Here is a 15499-nt window from a genome sequence, read left to right as displayed (position 1 = left end):
AATAAAAACTCAGGGGCGTTGCCCCTGTTTTTCTCTATAAGAAAATCACTACACGATAAAAATTTTCTAGAAGATGATCGCACTTTGTATAAGCAAATAAACTAAGGATATGACATGAATTACCTTCAATATTACCCTGTGGATATCGTCAATGGCGAAGGTACCAGATGTACACTTTTTGTAAGTGGTTGTACTCATGCTTGTCGAGGTTGTTATAACCAAAAGAGTTGGTCATTTAGTGCTGGTGTATTATTTGATGATGCCATGGAAGAGCAAATTTTAAAAGATCTCAAAGATACCCGAATTAATCGCCAAGGCTTAACCTTATCTGGCGGTGATCCTCTTCATCCACGTAATATTGAAAGGTTACTGCCATTGGTTAAACGTATCAAACTAGAATGTCCTGATAAAGATATTTGGTGTTGGACTGGCTATAAATTAGAGGAATTAGATGAATATCAACAGCAAATGTTGCCTTATATTGATGTATTAATTGATGGTAAATTCATACAAGAACTTGCTGATCCTGCTTTAGTATGGCGTGGCTCATCAAATCAAATCGTACATCGATTCAAGGCAAATGAATTTTAATCATAGGTAAAAGAAAAGTGCGGTGTGAATTTTAAAAATTTCTACCGCACTTTTTCACATTAGCCTTTAAAACTATAATTCTTCAATGCGGATTGAGTAAAATATTGCTGATCTTCCCAACGTAATAAGGTCATGCGATTTCCCCAAGCACAGCCTGTATCTAAAGCATAAATATGTGTTGGCGTGATTTCATCCACAAGGCTTGCCCAATGCCCAAAAATAATATTAGTTTGATGATATAAAGGATTATTTAATTCAAACCAAGGCAATAATTCTGCTGGTGCCTCTTTCAGTGAAGATTTGCAATCAAAATCAAGACGGTGATCTGGATAACAAAAACGCATTCGTGTTAAAGCATTAATGCTATAACGTAAATAATCTAAGCCCCGTAAATCTGTTGACCAACGATCAGGTTGGCTATCATACATATTCGTTAATAAATAACGATAATCCCCATGTTGCAATTCATTCTCTACTGCTTTAGCACAATTTATTGCTGTATCAAGATCCCAATCAGGAGAAATACCCGCATGGGCTAAAATAAAATTATGCTCAGCATTATGTACTAATAACGGTTGATGACGTAGCCAATCAATTAATTCGGCAAAGTCTGGTGCATCAAAAAGTGCGGTCAAATTATCACGAATTTTGACTTTCTTAATGCCATAAGCACAAGATAATAAATGCAAATCATGATTACCTAATACCGTTTGTGCAGACTTGCCTAAAGACTTTACAAAACGCATACATTCCAAGGATTTATCACCACGAGCAATTAAATCACCCGTAAGATATAATTTATCTTTTTCTGGGCTAAACTTCACTTTTTCTAACAATAGCTGCAATTCATCAAAACAGCCATGTAAATCACCAATAATGTAAGTTGCCATCTTCTATCCTTTAAAAATAATGGCGAACTGCGTCGCCATTTTCATTAATCTTCGTGACTTGTGATGATATCATCACGGCTCACATCAGCGGGTGGATTATCCGCTAACCAGTTCGCTAACCGAGCATAATCAGCAATAGATAAATTTTCCGCACGAGCTGTTAACGCAATATTTAATTCAGTAAGTTGCTCTGCTGTAAATAATTGGGATAAAGCATTACGCAAGGTCTTACGACGTTGATTAAATGCTTGGCTTGTAACACGATTTAACCAATATAAGTCCTTTACAGGGTGCGGTAAAGTTGCATGTGGAATTAAACGAACCACAGCTGAATCCACTTTCGGTGCAGGTTTAAATGCCGTTGGAGGCACTTCAAGCACAGGCATGACTTGGCAAAAATATTGAGTCATAATGGTTAAGCGACCGTAAGCCTTGCTATTCGGTGCAGCACATAAACGTTTTACCACTTCTTTTTGTAGCATAAAATGCATATCTTGAATTTTATCGTAAAATTTCAACAAGTGGAAAATTAATGGCGTTGAAATGTTATAAGGTAGGTTACCAAATACACGTAATTTTTGGCCTTTTTCGGCTAGCTTTTCATCTGCATATAATTGACCAAAATCGAATTGCATCGCATCAGTTTCAATCACATTCAATTTTTGATGTAAAAATGGGTGATGACGTAAGCGTTCGGCTAAATCACGGTCAAGCTCAATCACTGTTAAACGCTCAGATTGTTCAGCAACAGGCTCTGTTAACGCCCCTAAACCAGGACCAATTTCCACTAAAAACTGTCCTTCTTGTGGATAAATTGCAGCCACAATCCCTTGAATCACATTGTCATCATGTAAGAAATTTTGTCCAAAACGTTTGCGAGCAGTATGGCCTAAATGTTTTTTTGAATTCATATTTAATTAAATTATTACCCATAAAAATGCCTATTCGAATAATGCAAATAGGTTAATCTGTTCATCTCTCAAAAAAATACCCATCGAGTTCATTCAATGGGTATTATATAATAAAAATCCCAGTCAAAACTGGGATTTCTAAATTATTTTCCAATGTAACGAATATCTGCACCTTTACGCAATCCTTTCACCCAATCTTTTTCTTCATCTTTTAATTGATCTTTAACCAGAGATTGATAAGCTCGTTGACGATATGCAGCCTCCGTCATATCGCCTTGGCGATTATCAGTGACTTCTAAAATATGCCAACCGAACTGAGTTTTAAATGGAGCAGAAATTGTCCCTTGTTTAGTTGATTTAATGATTTGTGCAAATGTTTGATCATATACATCAGGGAAAGCATAGCCTAAATCACCACCATTAGCACCTGAAAGATAATCTTTTGAATACTCTTTTGCCGCCACCGCAAATGTTGTTTTTCCAGATAAAATATCCGCACGAATTTGATTTAATTTAGCTTTAGCTTGTGCGTCATTTAATAATGGATTTAATTTTAATAAAATATGGCGAACTTGGTATTGTGTACCCGTTACCGTAGCCGTTTGCCCTTGTGCTTTAGCTTGCTCAAGCATTTGTTTACTTAAAGCTTCCACTTGTTCACGACTTATATCAATATTTTTACCGATAGAACGATTACGCACTTCAGCCATTAACATTTGATTGGCAATTTGACTACGGAATTTACTAATACCAATCCCTTGATAATCTAAAGCATCTAATAACTGACCATAAGTAATTTTATTTTGTGCTGCGATACCTTCAATCACTTTTTCTACTTGTGCTGGTGTAATTTTTACACCTGATTCTTTAATCGCTTTTTGCACTAACATATCATCAATAATGCCATCTAAAGCCTGTTGACGATTCGCTTCAGTATTTGCACGTTTACCTAATGCACGTTCTACTTGACTAGCAAGAATAGGATTACCATCTACTGTCGCTACAACTTGCTCAACCGCTTGAGCGGTTGATAGAGTCCAAAAACCTACCATTGCCAATAAGAGAGATTTTAAATTACTTATTTTCATATTATTCCGTTATCTAAATTAATAAAAATACCTTTTATTAGAAAAAACTTTTAATAAAAAGTTCCTTACAATATTATCATTTAGGCAATAAAGCCACTTCATAGCAGTTATCATATTTCATCGTACGAACTTGCACTTTTTCAGCTCGACTTGTTGGCACATTTTTACCTACATAATCTGCACGAATTGGTAATTCTCGATGGCCTCGATCAACAAAAATAACCAGCTCAATTTTTGCTGCACGACCAAAATCCACTAAGGCATCTAATGCGGCACGAATGGTTCGCCCAGTAAATAAAACATCATCAATAAGAATCACATTTTTATTTTGAATATTAATATAATCCGATGCACCACTATAAATCGGAGATTGGCTTTCAGCTTCAACATATTCTAAATCATCGCGATAAAATGTAATATCTAAATCCATAGCAGGTAAATCTTGCCCTGTTAATTCATTAATTTTACGCTTAATTAGTTCTGCAATTTCCGCACCACGACGTTTGATACCAATAATCACCAGATTATTCAAATCTTGGTGTTTTTCAATAATTTCATGAGAAATACGAGAAATAGTTCGCATAAACTGACTTTCATCCACAATGATTTTTTCCATAAAACTGTCATCTCCTAATTAATTCAATCGAGTCGAGCTACTATAACAAAATTTTAGAAAAAAGCACCGCACTTTACGAAAATTTATACATTATTCTGAAGCATAGCCAGTGAGAGGTAAAAGCTGTTGATCTAAATAGGCTCTTCCTGAAATAAATTGTAAACGTCCATCAATAAACCATTTCACCACTAAAGGATAAATTTGTAGCTCTTGAATTTTAACACGTTGTTCAATATCCATAATCTGATCGCCAGGGAAAATCGGCACTTTAGCTTGTAAAATAACCGCACCACCATCAAGTTCTTCAGTAACAAAATGTACTGTGGTTCCGTGTTCTTTATCTCCAGCTTGCAACGCTTGTTGATAAGTATTTAGGCCTGGATATTTAGGCAATAAAGAAGGATGAATGTTTAAAATTTTACCAGCAAAACGTTGGGTGAATTCTGCGGTTAAAATTTTCATATAGCCCGCCAAAACTATCAGATCTGCGCCTAGATTCTCAATATATTCAGCGATGGCATTATCCATCTCCAAATTACTTTGAAAGCTTTTACGGCTAAAAACTGCGGTAGGAATTTTCACTTTTTTAGCTCTAACTAAACCATAAGCATCTGATTTATTACTAATCACAGCTACCACTTGAGCATCAATCTTCCCCGTAGAACAAGCATCAATAATGGCTTGTAAATTCATTCCTTGCCCTGAAATCAAGACAACAATTTTCTTCATAGATTATTCCTAAATAATAATAAAAATAAAATGAAAAAAGCCTAATCATCTTGATTAGGCTTATCATAAAATATAATTATCTAATGATTACTTGCTGCTCACCAGCTTGTAAACATTCAACTTGACCAATTACCCAAGCTTGTTCTCCCGAAGCACGCAATAAGGCCAAGGCTTTTTCTACATCTGCTTGTGGTAGTGCAATCACCATGCCTACACCACAGTTGAAGGTACGATACATTTCATGGCGAGTAATATTACCTTGTTCTTGTAACCATTTGAATACTGGTTGCCATTCCCAGCTACTTTCATCAATAACAACTTTTACATTATCAGGTAAGACACGTGGAATATTTTCCCAAAAGCCACCACCAGTTAAATGAGCAATAGCATGTACATCAGCATTTTCAATCAGTTTTAATACTGATTTTACATAGATTTTCGTTGGAGCTAATACTTGTTCTGATAATGGACGACCAGCCAATTCCGCAGTCGCTGGGTTTACACCTGACACTTCAATCACTTTACGCACTAAAGAATAACCATTTGAGTGAGGACCGCTTGATCCTAACGCAATTAATGCATCACCCGCTTTCACTTTAGTACCATCAATGATTTTTGAACGCTCTACAACGCCCACACAGAAACCACCTAGGTCATAATCACCTAAATGATACATACCTGGCATTTCAGCCGTTTCTCCACCGATTAATGCACAACCAGATTGTACGCAACCTTCCGCAATACCAGAAACAACTTGAGCTGCAACATCAACATCTAATTTTGCTGTTGCATAATAGTCTAAGAAAAATAAAGGTTCAGCGCCTTGCACCACTAAGTCATTGACACACATTGCAACTAAATCAATACCAATAGTATCATGTTTATTCAAATCAATGGCTAGACGTAATTTTGTTCCTACTCCATCAGTGCCAGAAACTAATACTGGCTCTTTATATTTAGTGGGTAATGCACATAATGCACCAAATCCTCCTAATCCGCCAATAACCTCTGGACGTGTTGTGCGTTTAACCAAAGGTTTAATTCGATCAACTAATGCATTACCTGCATTAATATCAACACCAGCGTCTTTATAACTTAATGATTGTTTACTCACGGTTTTTTCCTATAATTTAATAGCCAGAAATAAATTAGGAACTATTGTATCATGCTTACGTAATCGTTTGCGACAGTTGTTTAAAAAGAATTAATGAATTTACTTAATTTATCTTAAGCAAACATCTTACAACTATTTTTCCAAATCACATCTTGAATAAATTCAGGGGATTCTGCTCTTAATTCACAGAGAGATTTAAAAGTCTCAGCGACTCGTTCAGGGCGATTCACTTGCCCTTGAAAACCAAATACGGGCATATCTGGAGTATCTGTTTCTAACACTAAAGCCTCTAAAGGCAATTTACTGATAACTTGACGTGTTTTATTAGCTCGTTGGTAAGTAATCACACCACCTACACCAATTTTATAGCCTAATTCAACAAATTTTTTAGCTTGCTCATAGCTCCCAGAAAACCCATGCAATACGCCTGCTTTAGGTAATTGTAAACGTTTTACAAAAGTAAATAATTGATCATGAGATTTACGGCTATGTAGATTAACAGGCAACTGATATTGTTTAGCGAGTAATAATTGTGCTTCTAGATACTCACATTGTTTTTTCCAGCATTCGTCAGTTAATAGTTCAGGAATGCTAGACTCCAAGCCTATTTCAGCAATCGCCGTCAAATTTGTTGAGGATTGACGCAAATAGTTTTCTAAATTATCTAAATGCGTTAATTGATGGTCTTGAATATACAATGGATGTAACCCTAACCCACAATACAGTTGACTAGGGAAAAGTGCGGTCATGTTTAGAATATTTTCGAAATCATCTTGCTTCACTGCCACAATTAAAATTTTTTGTACATCAGCTAATAAAGCATTAGCCACTAATGAGGATACGGATTCCCCTGTACTTCGTTGCAAATAATCAAGATGAGTATGAGTATCGAAAAAAGACATAAATTTAGTTCTATATAGTAAAAAAGCGGTCTAAACCGCTTGTTATTTATTCAACCGACACGGATTTAATCACCACATTTTCTACAGGTACATCACGATACATACCTACACTAGTGGTTTTCACTTTAGCAATTTTATCGACTACGTCCATGCCGGCAATCACTTTACCGAATACCGCATATCCCCAACCTTGTTGAGTTTGCTCAGTAAAATTTAAAAAGTCATTATCATTTAAATTAATAAAAAACTGTGCAGTTGCTGAATCAGGATTAGAAGTACGAGCCATAGCAATAGTACCACGTAAATTTTTCAGCCCATTATTGGCTTCATTTTTAATTGGCGCTTGCGTTTCTTTTTGAGCGATACCCACTGAAAAACCACCACCTTGAATCATAAATCCATCAATTACACGGTGGAAAATAGTATTTTCATAAAAACCCGATTGGGCATAATCTAAAAAATTTTTCGCAGAAATCGGTGCATTTTTTTCATCTAAGCTAATTTTAATATCGCCTTGATTAGTATGTAAGATCACATCTTTAGCATCAACATTTACTGATATTAACAATGTTGCTGAAGCAAAAAGTGCGGTACAAATTTGAGAAATTTTCATCATATTTTATTCATCAAAACATATAAAGAGTGGGCGAAAAACGCCCACCCAATTAATTAATCTACAGTTACACTGGTAATAATTACGTCTTCTTTTGGTACATCTTGATGAAAACCAGCATTACCTGTTTTGACACCTTTGATTTTATCCACAACATCCATGCCTTCAACCACTTCACCAAATACAGCGTAACCCCATTCTTGTACAACTTCACGACCAAACATTTCCTTTGCACGGAAATCTAAGAATGTGTTATCCGCCACATTAATAAAAAATTGCGCAGTTGCTGAATGCGGATCGGAAGTACGTGCCATAGCAATAGTACCTCGTTTATTACTTAAACGATTATTCGCTTCATTTTTAATGGGTGCTTTAGTATTTTTTTCACGCATACCAGGTTCCATGCCACCACCTTGAATCATAAATCCATCAATAACACGATGGAAAATTGTGTTATTATAGAAACCTTCTTTGCAATATGCCTCAAAATTAGCTGCTGTTTCTGGTGCTTTTTCGTGATTTAATGCAATTTTAATATCACCAAAATTGGTATGTAATGTAACCATTATGTTTTCCTTATAAAAAATGAATGGGAATTTGACTCGCATTATTCCATAAAATGCTGTTTAGTGCTATAAAGTGCGGTATAAATTATAAGAATTTCGTTGCTCTCGTCCTTTGTCGAGAAGTACAAACTCGCCCTAATTGAGAATTTAACATGTTAAAAATCTTTAATACCCTAACTAGAGAAAAAGAAGAATTTAAACCTATTAACCCAAATCAAGTGGGTATGTATGTTTGTGGTGTGACCGTTTACGATCTATGCCATTTTGGTCATGGACGCACTTTTGTGTCTTTTGATGTTATTGCTCGTTATTTACGTTTTCTTGGCTATAATCTTCGCTTTATCCGCAATATCACCGATGTTGACGACAAAATTATCAAACGTGCGTTAGAAAATAATGAAACCTGTGATCAATTAGTGGATCGGATGATTGCTGAAATGCATAAAGATTTTGATGCATTAAATATCTTGCGCCCTGATGTCGAACCTCGTGCGACCAAACATATGCCTGAAATTATCGCTATGGTTGAAGCCTTAATTAAACGAGGTCATGCTTATGTTGCCGCTGATGGTGATGTCATGTTTGATGTAGAAAGTTACCAAAACTATGGTCGTCTTTCTCGTCAAAATCTTGAACAATTACAAGCAGGTGCTCGTGTTGAAATCAAATCCGTAAAGAAAAATCCAATGGACTTTGTTCTTTGGAAAATGTCTAAGCCGAATGAACCAAGTTGGGAATCTCCTTGGGGCAAAGGACGTCCAGGTTGGCATATTGAATGTTCGGCAATGAATAGCAAAGAATTAGGTAATCATTTTGATATTCACGGTGGTGGTTCAGACTTAATGTTTCCTCATCACGAAAATGAAATTGCTCAATCTTGCTGTGCTCATGATGGCGAATATGTAAATTATTGGTTGCATACGGGCATGCTAACCATTAATGAAGAGAAAATGTCAAAATCCTTAAATAATTTCTTCACTATTCGCGATATTTTAACCAAATATGACAGTGAAAGTGTACGTTACTTCTTCTTAACCGCACAATATCGTAGCCTATTAGATTATAGCGAAGAAAATATTGGGCTGGCACGTAAAGCCTTGGAACGTTTATACACGGCATTACGTGGTTGTGATTTCAATGTGAAGATGCCTGAAAGCGATCAATATGTAGAAGCTTTTAAAGAAGCAATGGATGATGACTTCAACACTCCAGGTGCATTGGCCGTATTATTTGATTTAGCTAGAGAAATCAATAAGTTAAAAACTGAAAATATTAATGAAGCGAATCGTCTTAGTTCACGCTTAAAACAATTAGCAGGTGTTTTAGGTCTACTAGAGCAAGATCCTGAATCCTTCTTACAAGGTGATACTGCAGATGATGAAGTGGCAAAAATTGAACAGCTAATTAAACAACGTAATGAAGCTCGTGCAGCTAAAGACTGGGCTCAAGCTGATGCTGCTCGTAATGAATTAACTGCAATGGGTATCGTGTTAGAAGATGGGGCCAACGGTACCACTTGGCGTAAACAGTAACCCCATAAATGACGATTAAGGGAATGTTTTGGCATTCCCTTTTTTATACTTAATGCTTTATGGTTTTTTTATGTAACATTTTCGTCTAAAAATATATTGCTTTACTAGTTGAATTGTTTCAATTAATGGTGTTAAATCTGCACTATTATTAAGGCTTTTTTAAATTTAGTGGTAAGGCAACAACTCCATGTGTCAAATGTTAGCAATGAACTGCAATACACCAACAGATATTGTATTCTCTTTTGAAGGCTTTCGACGCCGAGCAGGAATGACAGATTGTCATTCAGATGGTTTTGGCATTGCATTTTTTGAAGGGAAAGGGGTACGTGTATTTCGTGATGATAAACCTGGTTCAATCTCTCCGATCGCAGATTGTGTGAAACAATATCATATAAAATCATTAAATGTGATTGCTCACATTCGAAAAGCAACTCAAGGTGTCGTTAACATTGAAAATACCCATCCTTTTATTCGTGAAATATGGGGAGAAAACTGGGTATTTGCTCACAATGGTAATCTCAATCAATTGCCTGATTTATCCAACTGCTATTGTTCTCCGATTGGAAATACTGATTCTGAAGTTGCTTTTTGTTACATGGCAGCCCAATTAAAACAACGCTTTTGCAAAAAACCAACAGAACAAGAAATTTTTACGGCTATTAAAGAATTAGCGATGGAATTATCTGCATATGGCACCTTTAATTTTCTTCTTTCTAATGGAGAATGGATGATTGCACATTGTTCCACCAATTTACATTACATTACTCGCCAAGCACCATTTGGTAAAGCAGAACGTATCGATGATAATAACGTGATTGATTTCAGAAATTATGTCAAGGACACTGATAAAGTTACCATTGTCACCACCTTTCCTCTGACTAAAAATGAAATTTGGACAAAAATGGAACATGGTGGTTTAGTGATGTTCAAAGATGGAATGAAAGTCCGTGAAATTGTAGGTAAACCTAAAGTTGCGGTAGATGATGGAACATTGGGCATTGCTAAAATAGCAGCGTAGAAATTAAAAAAGTGCGGTCAAAATTTCAAAAATTTGTACCGCACTTTTTTATGATTTACTCAGGCTTATTTTAATAAATATGTACGCAATTTGATAAAGTCTGCATCCATTTCCTCAGATAACAAAGGTAATTGATTATGTTTATCTAAAGTGGTAGGCAATGGTAATCTAATATTAAGAATTCGTTCTACACTTTCTTTAAATTTTGCGGGATGTGCAGTACATAAAAAGATTCCCACTTCATCAGGTTGAAGCTGTTCCATCAATGCTTGATATGCAATTGCTCCATGAGGTTCGCAAACATAACCCGCTGAGAATTGTGCTTTTAATGCAGCTTCTGTCTGCTCGTCATTAAAGGCACAAGCGCCTAAATTAGTTAATTTCCAACCATTGCGTTTAAATAGCTCTTCTACACGAGGCCAATTATTAGGACGGCTAACATCCATTGCATTTGATAATGTTGCCACAGTCGCATTAGGTTCCCATTTTCCCGATTGTAAATAACGAGGAACCGTATCATTAGCATTCGTTGATGCAATAAAACGTTTGATTGGTAAACCTAAAGTTTTTGCAATTAGCCCCGCAGTTAAGTTACCAAAGTTACCACTTGGCACCGACACAACCACGTTATTACGTTTTTCTTTTGGTAATTGCGCTATTGCTTCAAAATAATAACAAACTTGTGCTAACAAACGGCTAATATTAATTGAATTCGCTGAATTTAAACCAATAGCTTGACGTAATTGTGCATCATCAAAAGCCTGTTTAACTAAAGCTTGGCAATCGTCAAAGTCCCCATGAATAGCCACTGTACGAATATTCCCCCCTAAAGTACAGAATAACTTTTCTTGTAATGGACTAATTTTACCTTTTGGATAAAGGATCACTACATTAATATTTTCTAAGCCATAAAATGCATGAGCCACTGCCGCACCAGTATCACCTGAAGTTGCGGTTAGAATAGTGATTTTTTCATTACCTCGTACAGCCGCCAATGCTTGAGCCATAAAGCGACCGCCAAAGTCTTTAAATGCCAATGTTGGACCATGGAATAATTCTAATGCATAAATATTGTTCATCACTTTGACAAGTGGAGCAGGAAAGGTAAAGGCATTTTTAATCCCATTATTTAAGGTTTGTGTAGGAATCTCATCACCAATTATTGCCGCTAATACTTTCTGGCTACGCTCAACTAATGGTAAATCTAATAATTCCTCAATATTATCTAATTGAGGAATAATCTCTGGAAAAAATAATCCCTGATCTTTGCCCAACCCTTGACGGACAGCCTGGGCAAAATTCACCTGTTGTTCTGGATGTTTTATGTTGTATAAATTCATATTAACTTTTCTATGTTGTGTTGATAATAATATCTTCGCCCAATAACTGATTTCTATTAGTAATTGAGCTCTCTCGCACCTTGATTATCTACTTTGCAAATATGTACAAAACCTTCGTTATTTTGTAAATAGCTATTTTCTAAATAGGTAGATAATTTCATTGCTGTGGATAAATCTGCTGCAATTGAAAAAATTGTCGGTCCAGAGCCTGAAATGCCTGTTGCTAACGCACCTAAATCACGTGCTGCTTGTTTTACTTCAGCAAAATTTGGTAATAATGACTCTCGGTAAGGCTCGGCAATCACATCTTTCATCATAAGAGCCGCTAAAACATCCTGATGAGTATGACAAGCATGAACAAAGCTAGCTAAATGACGACCATGAGCAATCACATCCTGACGCGTATAACTTTTAGGTAAAATTGCTCGAGCTTCTGCTGTTGAAACTTCAATACCTGGATAAGCTAATATCCAATACCATTCATTAAAAAATGGTAATGTCTGACAAATATTACCTAAAGATTGAACCATGAGTTGTACACCGCCTAAATAACAAGGTGCAACATTATCATAGTGGATTGAGCCAGAAATACGTCCTTCAAGCTCTCCCATCATTTCTAATAGTTCCATTTTTGAAAACGGCTCATGATGAAATTTATTTAATGCGACTAATGCTGCTACAATGGAACAAGCACTAGAACCAAGGCCAGAGCCAATTGGCATATTTTTTTCTAAAGTCAAACGTAAAGCTTTAGTTTGACCACCACGCAATTTAAAACGCTCGCTAAACAACACATAAGCCTGATAAACAATATTCTTTTGCGGCTCTTTAGGTAATTTTCTGACAAAATAACCCGCACTTTCTAATTCAAAACCACTTGAGATAGATTCAATTTGAACTACATCGCCTAATAATGAACCATCTATTGGAGACACAGCAGCGCCCAAGCTATCAAATCCGACACTCATATTTGCACTTGAAGCAGGTGCATAAATTCTTAACATTGAGTCCTCCATTATTGTTTCAATGTTCTCAAAATATCAGCAAAAATACCTGCTGCGGTTACTGCATTACCTGCCCCATAGCCACGTAATAATAAAGGGATAGGTTGATAATAACGAGTATAAAATGCTAATGCATTCTCTCCATTTTTGACCTTATATAATGGGTCGTCTGAATCTACTTCAACAATAGAGACCTTGCATTTTCCCTCTTTAATTTGTCCTACATAGCGTAAGGCTTTACCTTCAGATTGTGCTTTATCTACGCGTTTTTTAAATTCAGCATCAAGTGTTGGTAAAATTTCCATAAATTCAGCCGCACTTTTTCCCTCTGAAAAACCTTTAGGTAAAACACTCTCTACTTCCACATCTTCAAGCTCAAGCTCTAGACCTATTTCCCGAGCAAGAATTAATAACTTTCGGGCAACATCTTGACCTGATAAATCATCACGTGGATCGGGTTCTGTAAAACCTTTTTCACGTGCTAAAGTGGTTACTTCCGATAGGGACAATCCTTCTTCTAACTTACCGAAAATAAAAGATAATGAACCCGATAAAATACCTGAAAAATATTCGACTTCATCACCTGCGGCAAGCAAGTTTTGTAAGTTTTCGATAACAGGTAATCCTGCACCAACATTGGTATCATATAAAAATTTACGTTGGTTTTTACGTGCATTTTCACGGACTAAATTATAGTAGGCAATTTCGCGAGTATTCGCTTTTTTATTCGGGGTAACCACATGAAATCCTTCGCTTAACGCTCGCGCATATAAGCCAGAAACAGATTCAGCGGTAGTACAATCAACAAATACAGGATTCACTACATGATGTAATTTAATAAATGAAAGTAATACATCGAAATCAGATGGCTGAGTCGCATTGGCAAGATCTTCCTTCCAATTATCTAAACATAATCCATCTTTATTAAGTAACATTTTATTGGAGTTTGCTAATGCACAAACTCGAATTTCAATATCCTTCTTTGCTAAATACTCTTTTTGATGTTTAATTTGTTCAATAAGTTCTCCTCCAACACCACCGACACCGACTAAAAACATATCTACACTCTTTTTATTATTAAAAAGCGCTTGATGAGTTGCTTTTACTGCTTCTATCGCTTTATTTTGTGCAACTACTGCAGAAATAGAGCGTTCTGATGAACCTTGAGCAATAGCAACAATACTAATATTAGCTTGGGATAATGCAGTAAAAAAGCGGGCTGCAATCCCTTTTGCTTGTTTCATACCATCACCGACCACAGAAATAATTGATAAGTCTTGAATTACTTCAACAGGTTCTAATAGTTTATCTGCAAGCTCTTGAGCAAATTCCACATTTAATGCTGATTCTGCTTTATCAATTAACTTAGCAGGCACGCAGAAGCTAATACTATATTCAGAAGAAGATTGTGTAATTAAAATCACTGAAACGCCAGCATTTGACATTGTTGAGAAAACTCGAGCAGCCATGCCAACCATCCCTTGCATACCTGGACCGGAAACATTAAACATAACTACATTATCAAGATTTGTAATCCCTTTGACTTGTAATTCTCCCAATTCGGGTTGACGACTATCAATAATAGAACCTGGTGCATTTGGATTAGCCGTATTCTTAATTAAGCATGGAATGTTTGTTTGTACTAAAGGACCAATTGTTCTAGGATGGATCACCTTGGCACCAAAATAAGATAACTCCATTGCTTCACGATATGAAAGATTCGGCAACAAGCGAGCATCTGGCACTAAACGAGGATCACAAGTAAATACCCCATCAACATCAGTCCAAATTTCACATACACTTGCCCCAAGACAAGCGGCTAAACATGCAGCTGAATAATCAGAACCATTACGTCCTAACAACACTAATTCACCATTTTGATTACCTGCGGTAAAGCCTGCCATCAATACAATATTCTTTTGTGGAATCTCTTCTGTAGCAATACGCTTTGTCGATTCTTCAATATCAACTGAGGATTCTAGATAACTGCCATAGGCTAATAATTTTTCAACTGGATTAATTTGTGTCACTTGATAACCACAAGCTTCAAACCAAGCTTTCATAATAGCAATCGAGAGTTTTTCACCTCTACAATCAATGGTTGCTTTTATTGCATCATCTATTTTGCCTAATTGGCGAATTGATTCTAATAAAGTTGCAATTTCATCAAATTCATTATCAATGATCGCTTTTGTTGCGGCTAAAGCAAAATTGTTATTTTTCTCATACAACCCATTAATAATCTTATAAAAAATTTCACGAGCTTCATTGAAATTGGTATCAGTGGGCTGGTTAAGACTCGCTTTTTCAGAGAGTGCAACCAAATGATTAGTAATTTTTGCAGGTGCCGATAATACTGCTGCGGCTTGTTCCTCCAAATGGGCCTGTTCAATTAACTGCGCCGCTTGTAGAAAACATTCTGGGTTAGCAAGTGAGGTTCCGCCAAATTTAAGTACGCGCATGGATAGCTCCTATTAGTAATATGTTGTGAATATTTAAAATCTGCATAAAAAAACCCGCATAATATGCGGGTTTAATGTATTTTTTTATTTAGTACGCACTAACCCGCCCCGTTACACATGGTA

The 15499-nt window shown here is 36.1% G+C and carries 15 protein-coding genes; 3 read left to right on the top strand and 12 right to left on the bottom strand.

What is annotated here, in order from left to right; genetic code table 11:
- The first annotated feature begins 114 nt into the window (after positions 1 to 114).
- The gene (nrdG, locus tag BN1226_RS06890; RefSeq protein ID WP_044470569.1) at positions 115 to 591 is read left to right on the top strand and encodes an anaerobic ribonucleoside-triphosphate reductase-activating protein; all 477 of its coding nucleotides are present in this window, start codon (positions 115 to 117) and stop codon (positions 589 to 591) included.
- A 59-nt stretch (positions 592 to 650) separates the two neighbouring features.
- Here the strand turns inward: nrdG and apaH are convergent, their stop codons facing one another.
- The 9 genes from apaH to BN1226_RS06845 all read right to left on the bottom strand — a co-directional run bounded on the left by apaH (position 651) and on the right by BN1226_RS06845 (position 8020).
- Positions 651 to 1481, bottom strand: coding sequence for a bis(5'-nucleosyl)-tetraphosphatase (symmetrical) ApaH (gene apaH / locus BN1226_RS06885; RefSeq protein WP_044470568.1), 831 nt, complete (start codon positions 1479 to 1481; stop codon positions 651 to 653).
- Between the two features lie 44 nt (positions 1482 to 1525).
- Positions 1526 to 2392 carry a 16S rRNA (adenine(1518)-N(6)/adenine(1519)-N(6))-dimethyltransferase RsmA gene (rsmA, locus tag BN1226_RS06880; protein WP_044470567.1) on the bottom strand — a complete coding sequence of 289 codons (867 nt, stop codon included), beginning with the start codon at positions 2390 to 2392 and terminating at the stop codon, positions 1526 to 1528.
- 143 nt (positions 2393 to 2535) lie between these two features.
- The gene (locus BN1226_RS06875) at positions 2536 to 3480 is read right to left on the bottom strand and encodes a peptidylprolyl isomerase (RefSeq protein WP_044470566.1); all 945 of its coding nucleotides are present in this window, start codon (positions 3478 to 3480) and stop codon (positions 2536 to 2538) included.
- Between the two features lie 76 nt (positions 3481 to 3556).
- The gene (gene pyrR, locus BN1226_RS06870) at positions 3557 to 4096 is read right to left on the bottom strand and encodes a bifunctional pyr operon transcriptional regulator/uracil phosphoribosyltransferase PyrR (RefSeq protein ID WP_005761559.1); all 540 of its coding nucleotides are present in this window, start codon (positions 4094 to 4096) and stop codon (positions 3557 to 3559) included.
- A 90-nt stretch (positions 4097 to 4186) separates the two neighbouring features.
- Complete coding sequence (gene purN, locus BN1226_RS06865; protein ID WP_044470565.1) at positions 4187 to 4825, bottom strand: phosphoribosylglycinamide formyltransferase; 639 nt, start codon at positions 4823 to 4825, stop codon at positions 4187 to 4189.
- Between the two features lie 76 nt (positions 4826 to 4901).
- The gene (gene purM / locus BN1226_RS06860) at positions 4902 to 5939 is read right to left on the bottom strand and encodes a phosphoribosylformylglycinamidine cyclo-ligase (protein WP_044470564.1); all 1038 of its coding nucleotides are present in this window, start codon (positions 5937 to 5939) and stop codon (positions 4902 to 4904) included.
- A 113-nt stretch (positions 5940 to 6052) separates the two neighbouring features.
- Positions 6053 to 6841 (bottom strand): TatD family hydrolase, encoded by a 789-nt coding sequence (locus BN1226_RS06855; protein WP_044470563.1) that lies wholly within the window; start codon positions 6839 to 6841, stop codon positions 6053 to 6055.
- A 46-nt stretch (positions 6842 to 6887) separates the two neighbouring features.
- Complete coding sequence (locus tag BN1226_RS06850) at positions 6888 to 7448, bottom strand: peptidylprolyl isomerase (protein ID WP_420835357.1); 561 nt, start codon at positions 7446 to 7448, stop codon at positions 6888 to 6890.
- A 62-nt stretch (positions 7449 to 7510) separates the two neighbouring features.
- Positions 7511 to 8020, bottom strand: a complete 510-nt coding sequence (locus tag BN1226_RS06845) for a peptidylprolyl isomerase (RefSeq protein ID WP_005761447.1) — start codon at positions 8018 to 8020, stop codon at positions 7511 to 7513.
- 152 nt (positions 8021 to 8172) lie between these two features.
- Here BN1226_RS06845 and cysS point away from each other — a divergent pair, with 152 nt between their 5' ends.
- Entirely contained in the window at positions 8173 to 9552 is a 1380-nt protein-coding gene (gene cysS, locus BN1226_RS06840) for a cysteine--tRNA ligase (protein ID WP_044470562.1), read from the top strand.
- A 187-nt stretch (positions 9553 to 9739) separates the two neighbouring features.
- Entirely contained in the window at positions 9740 to 10570 is an 831-nt protein-coding gene (locus tag BN1226_RS06835) for a class II glutamine amidotransferase (RefSeq protein WP_005761431.1), read from the top strand.
- Positions 10571 to 10635: 65 nt separating this feature from the next.
- Here the strand turns inward: BN1226_RS06835 and thrC are convergent, their stop codons facing one another.
- Genes thrC through thrA form a run of 3 tightly spaced genes read right to left on the bottom strand, consistent with a single transcriptional unit; the run spans position 10636 to position 15376 of the window.
- Positions 10636 to 11910, bottom strand: coding sequence for a threonine synthase (thrC, locus tag BN1226_RS06830; RefSeq protein ID WP_044470561.1), 1275 nt, complete (start codon positions 11908 to 11910; stop codon positions 10636 to 10638).
- Between the two features lie 56 nt (positions 11911 to 11966).
- A complete protein-coding gene (gene thrB, locus BN1226_RS06825) occupies positions 11967 to 12914 on the bottom strand; it encodes a homoserine kinase (RefSeq protein ID WP_044470560.1) in 948 nt (315 codons plus the stop codon).
- 11 nt (positions 12915 to 12925) lie between these two features.
- On the bottom strand, positions 12926 to 15376 hold the full coding sequence (gene thrA, locus BN1226_RS06820) for a bifunctional aspartate kinase/homoserine dehydrogenase I (protein WP_044470559.1): 2451 nt from the start codon (positions 15374 to 15376) through the stop codon (positions 12926 to 12928).
- Positions 15377 to 15499: the final 123 nt, after the last annotated feature.

The sequence above is a fragment of the Mannheimia massilioguelmaensis genome (assembly GCF_000940515.1).
GTDB classification, from domain to species: Bacteria; Pseudomonadota; Gammaproteobacteria; order Enterobacterales; family Pasteurellaceae; genus Basfia; species Basfia bettyae.
This window is presented reverse-complemented; position numbering and strand designations above follow the sequence as displayed.

Excerpts from the sequence above, each read along its gene's own strand:
- nrdG (WP_044470569.1), top strand. The coding sequence starts at position 115 with ATGAATTACCTTCAATATTACCCTGTGGATATCGTCAATGGCGAAGGT.
- apaH (WP_044470568.1), bottom strand. The coding sequence starts at position 1,481 with ATGGCAACTTACATTATTGGTGATTTACATGGCTGTTTTGATGAATTG.
- rsmA (WP_044470567.1), bottom strand. The coding sequence starts at position 2,392 with ATGAATTCAAAAAAACATTTAGGCCATACTGCTCGCAAACGTTTTGGA.
- BN1226_RS06875 (WP_044470566.1), bottom strand. The coding sequence starts at position 3,480 with ATGAAAATAAGTAATTTAAAATCTCTCTTATTGGCAATGGTAGGTTTT.
- pyrR (WP_005761559.1), bottom strand. The coding sequence starts at position 4,096 with ATGGAAAAAATCATTGTGGATGAAAGTCAGTTTATGCGAACTATTTCT.
- purN (WP_044470565.1), bottom strand. The coding sequence starts at position 4,825 with ATGAAGAAAATTGTTGTCTTGATTTCAGGGCAAGGAATGAATTTACAA.
- BN1226_RS06855 (WP_044470563.1), bottom strand. The coding sequence starts at position 6,841 with ATGTCTTTTTTCGATACTCATACTCATCTTGATTATTTGCAACGAAGT.
- BN1226_RS06845 (WP_005761447.1), bottom strand. The coding sequence starts at position 8,020 with ATGGTTACATTACATACCAATTTTGGTGATATTAAAATTGCATTAAAT.
- cysS (WP_044470562.1), top strand. The coding sequence starts at position 8,173 with ATGTTAAAAATCTTTAATACCCTAACTAGAGAAAAAGAAGAATTTAAA.
- BN1226_RS06835 (WP_005761431.1), top strand. The coding sequence starts at position 9,740 with ATGTGTCAAATGTTAGCAATGAACTGCAATACACCAACAGATATTGTA.
- thrC (WP_044470561.1), bottom strand. The coding sequence starts at position 11,910 with ATGAATTTATACAACATAAAACATCCAGAACAACAGGTGAATTTTGCC.
- thrB (WP_044470560.1), bottom strand. The coding sequence starts at position 12,914 with ATGTTAAGAATTTATGCACCTGCTTCAAGTGCAAATATGAGTGTCGGA.
- thrA (WP_044470559.1), bottom strand. The coding sequence starts at position 15,376 with ATGCGCGTACTTAAATTTGGCGGAACCTCACTTGCTAACCCAGAATGT.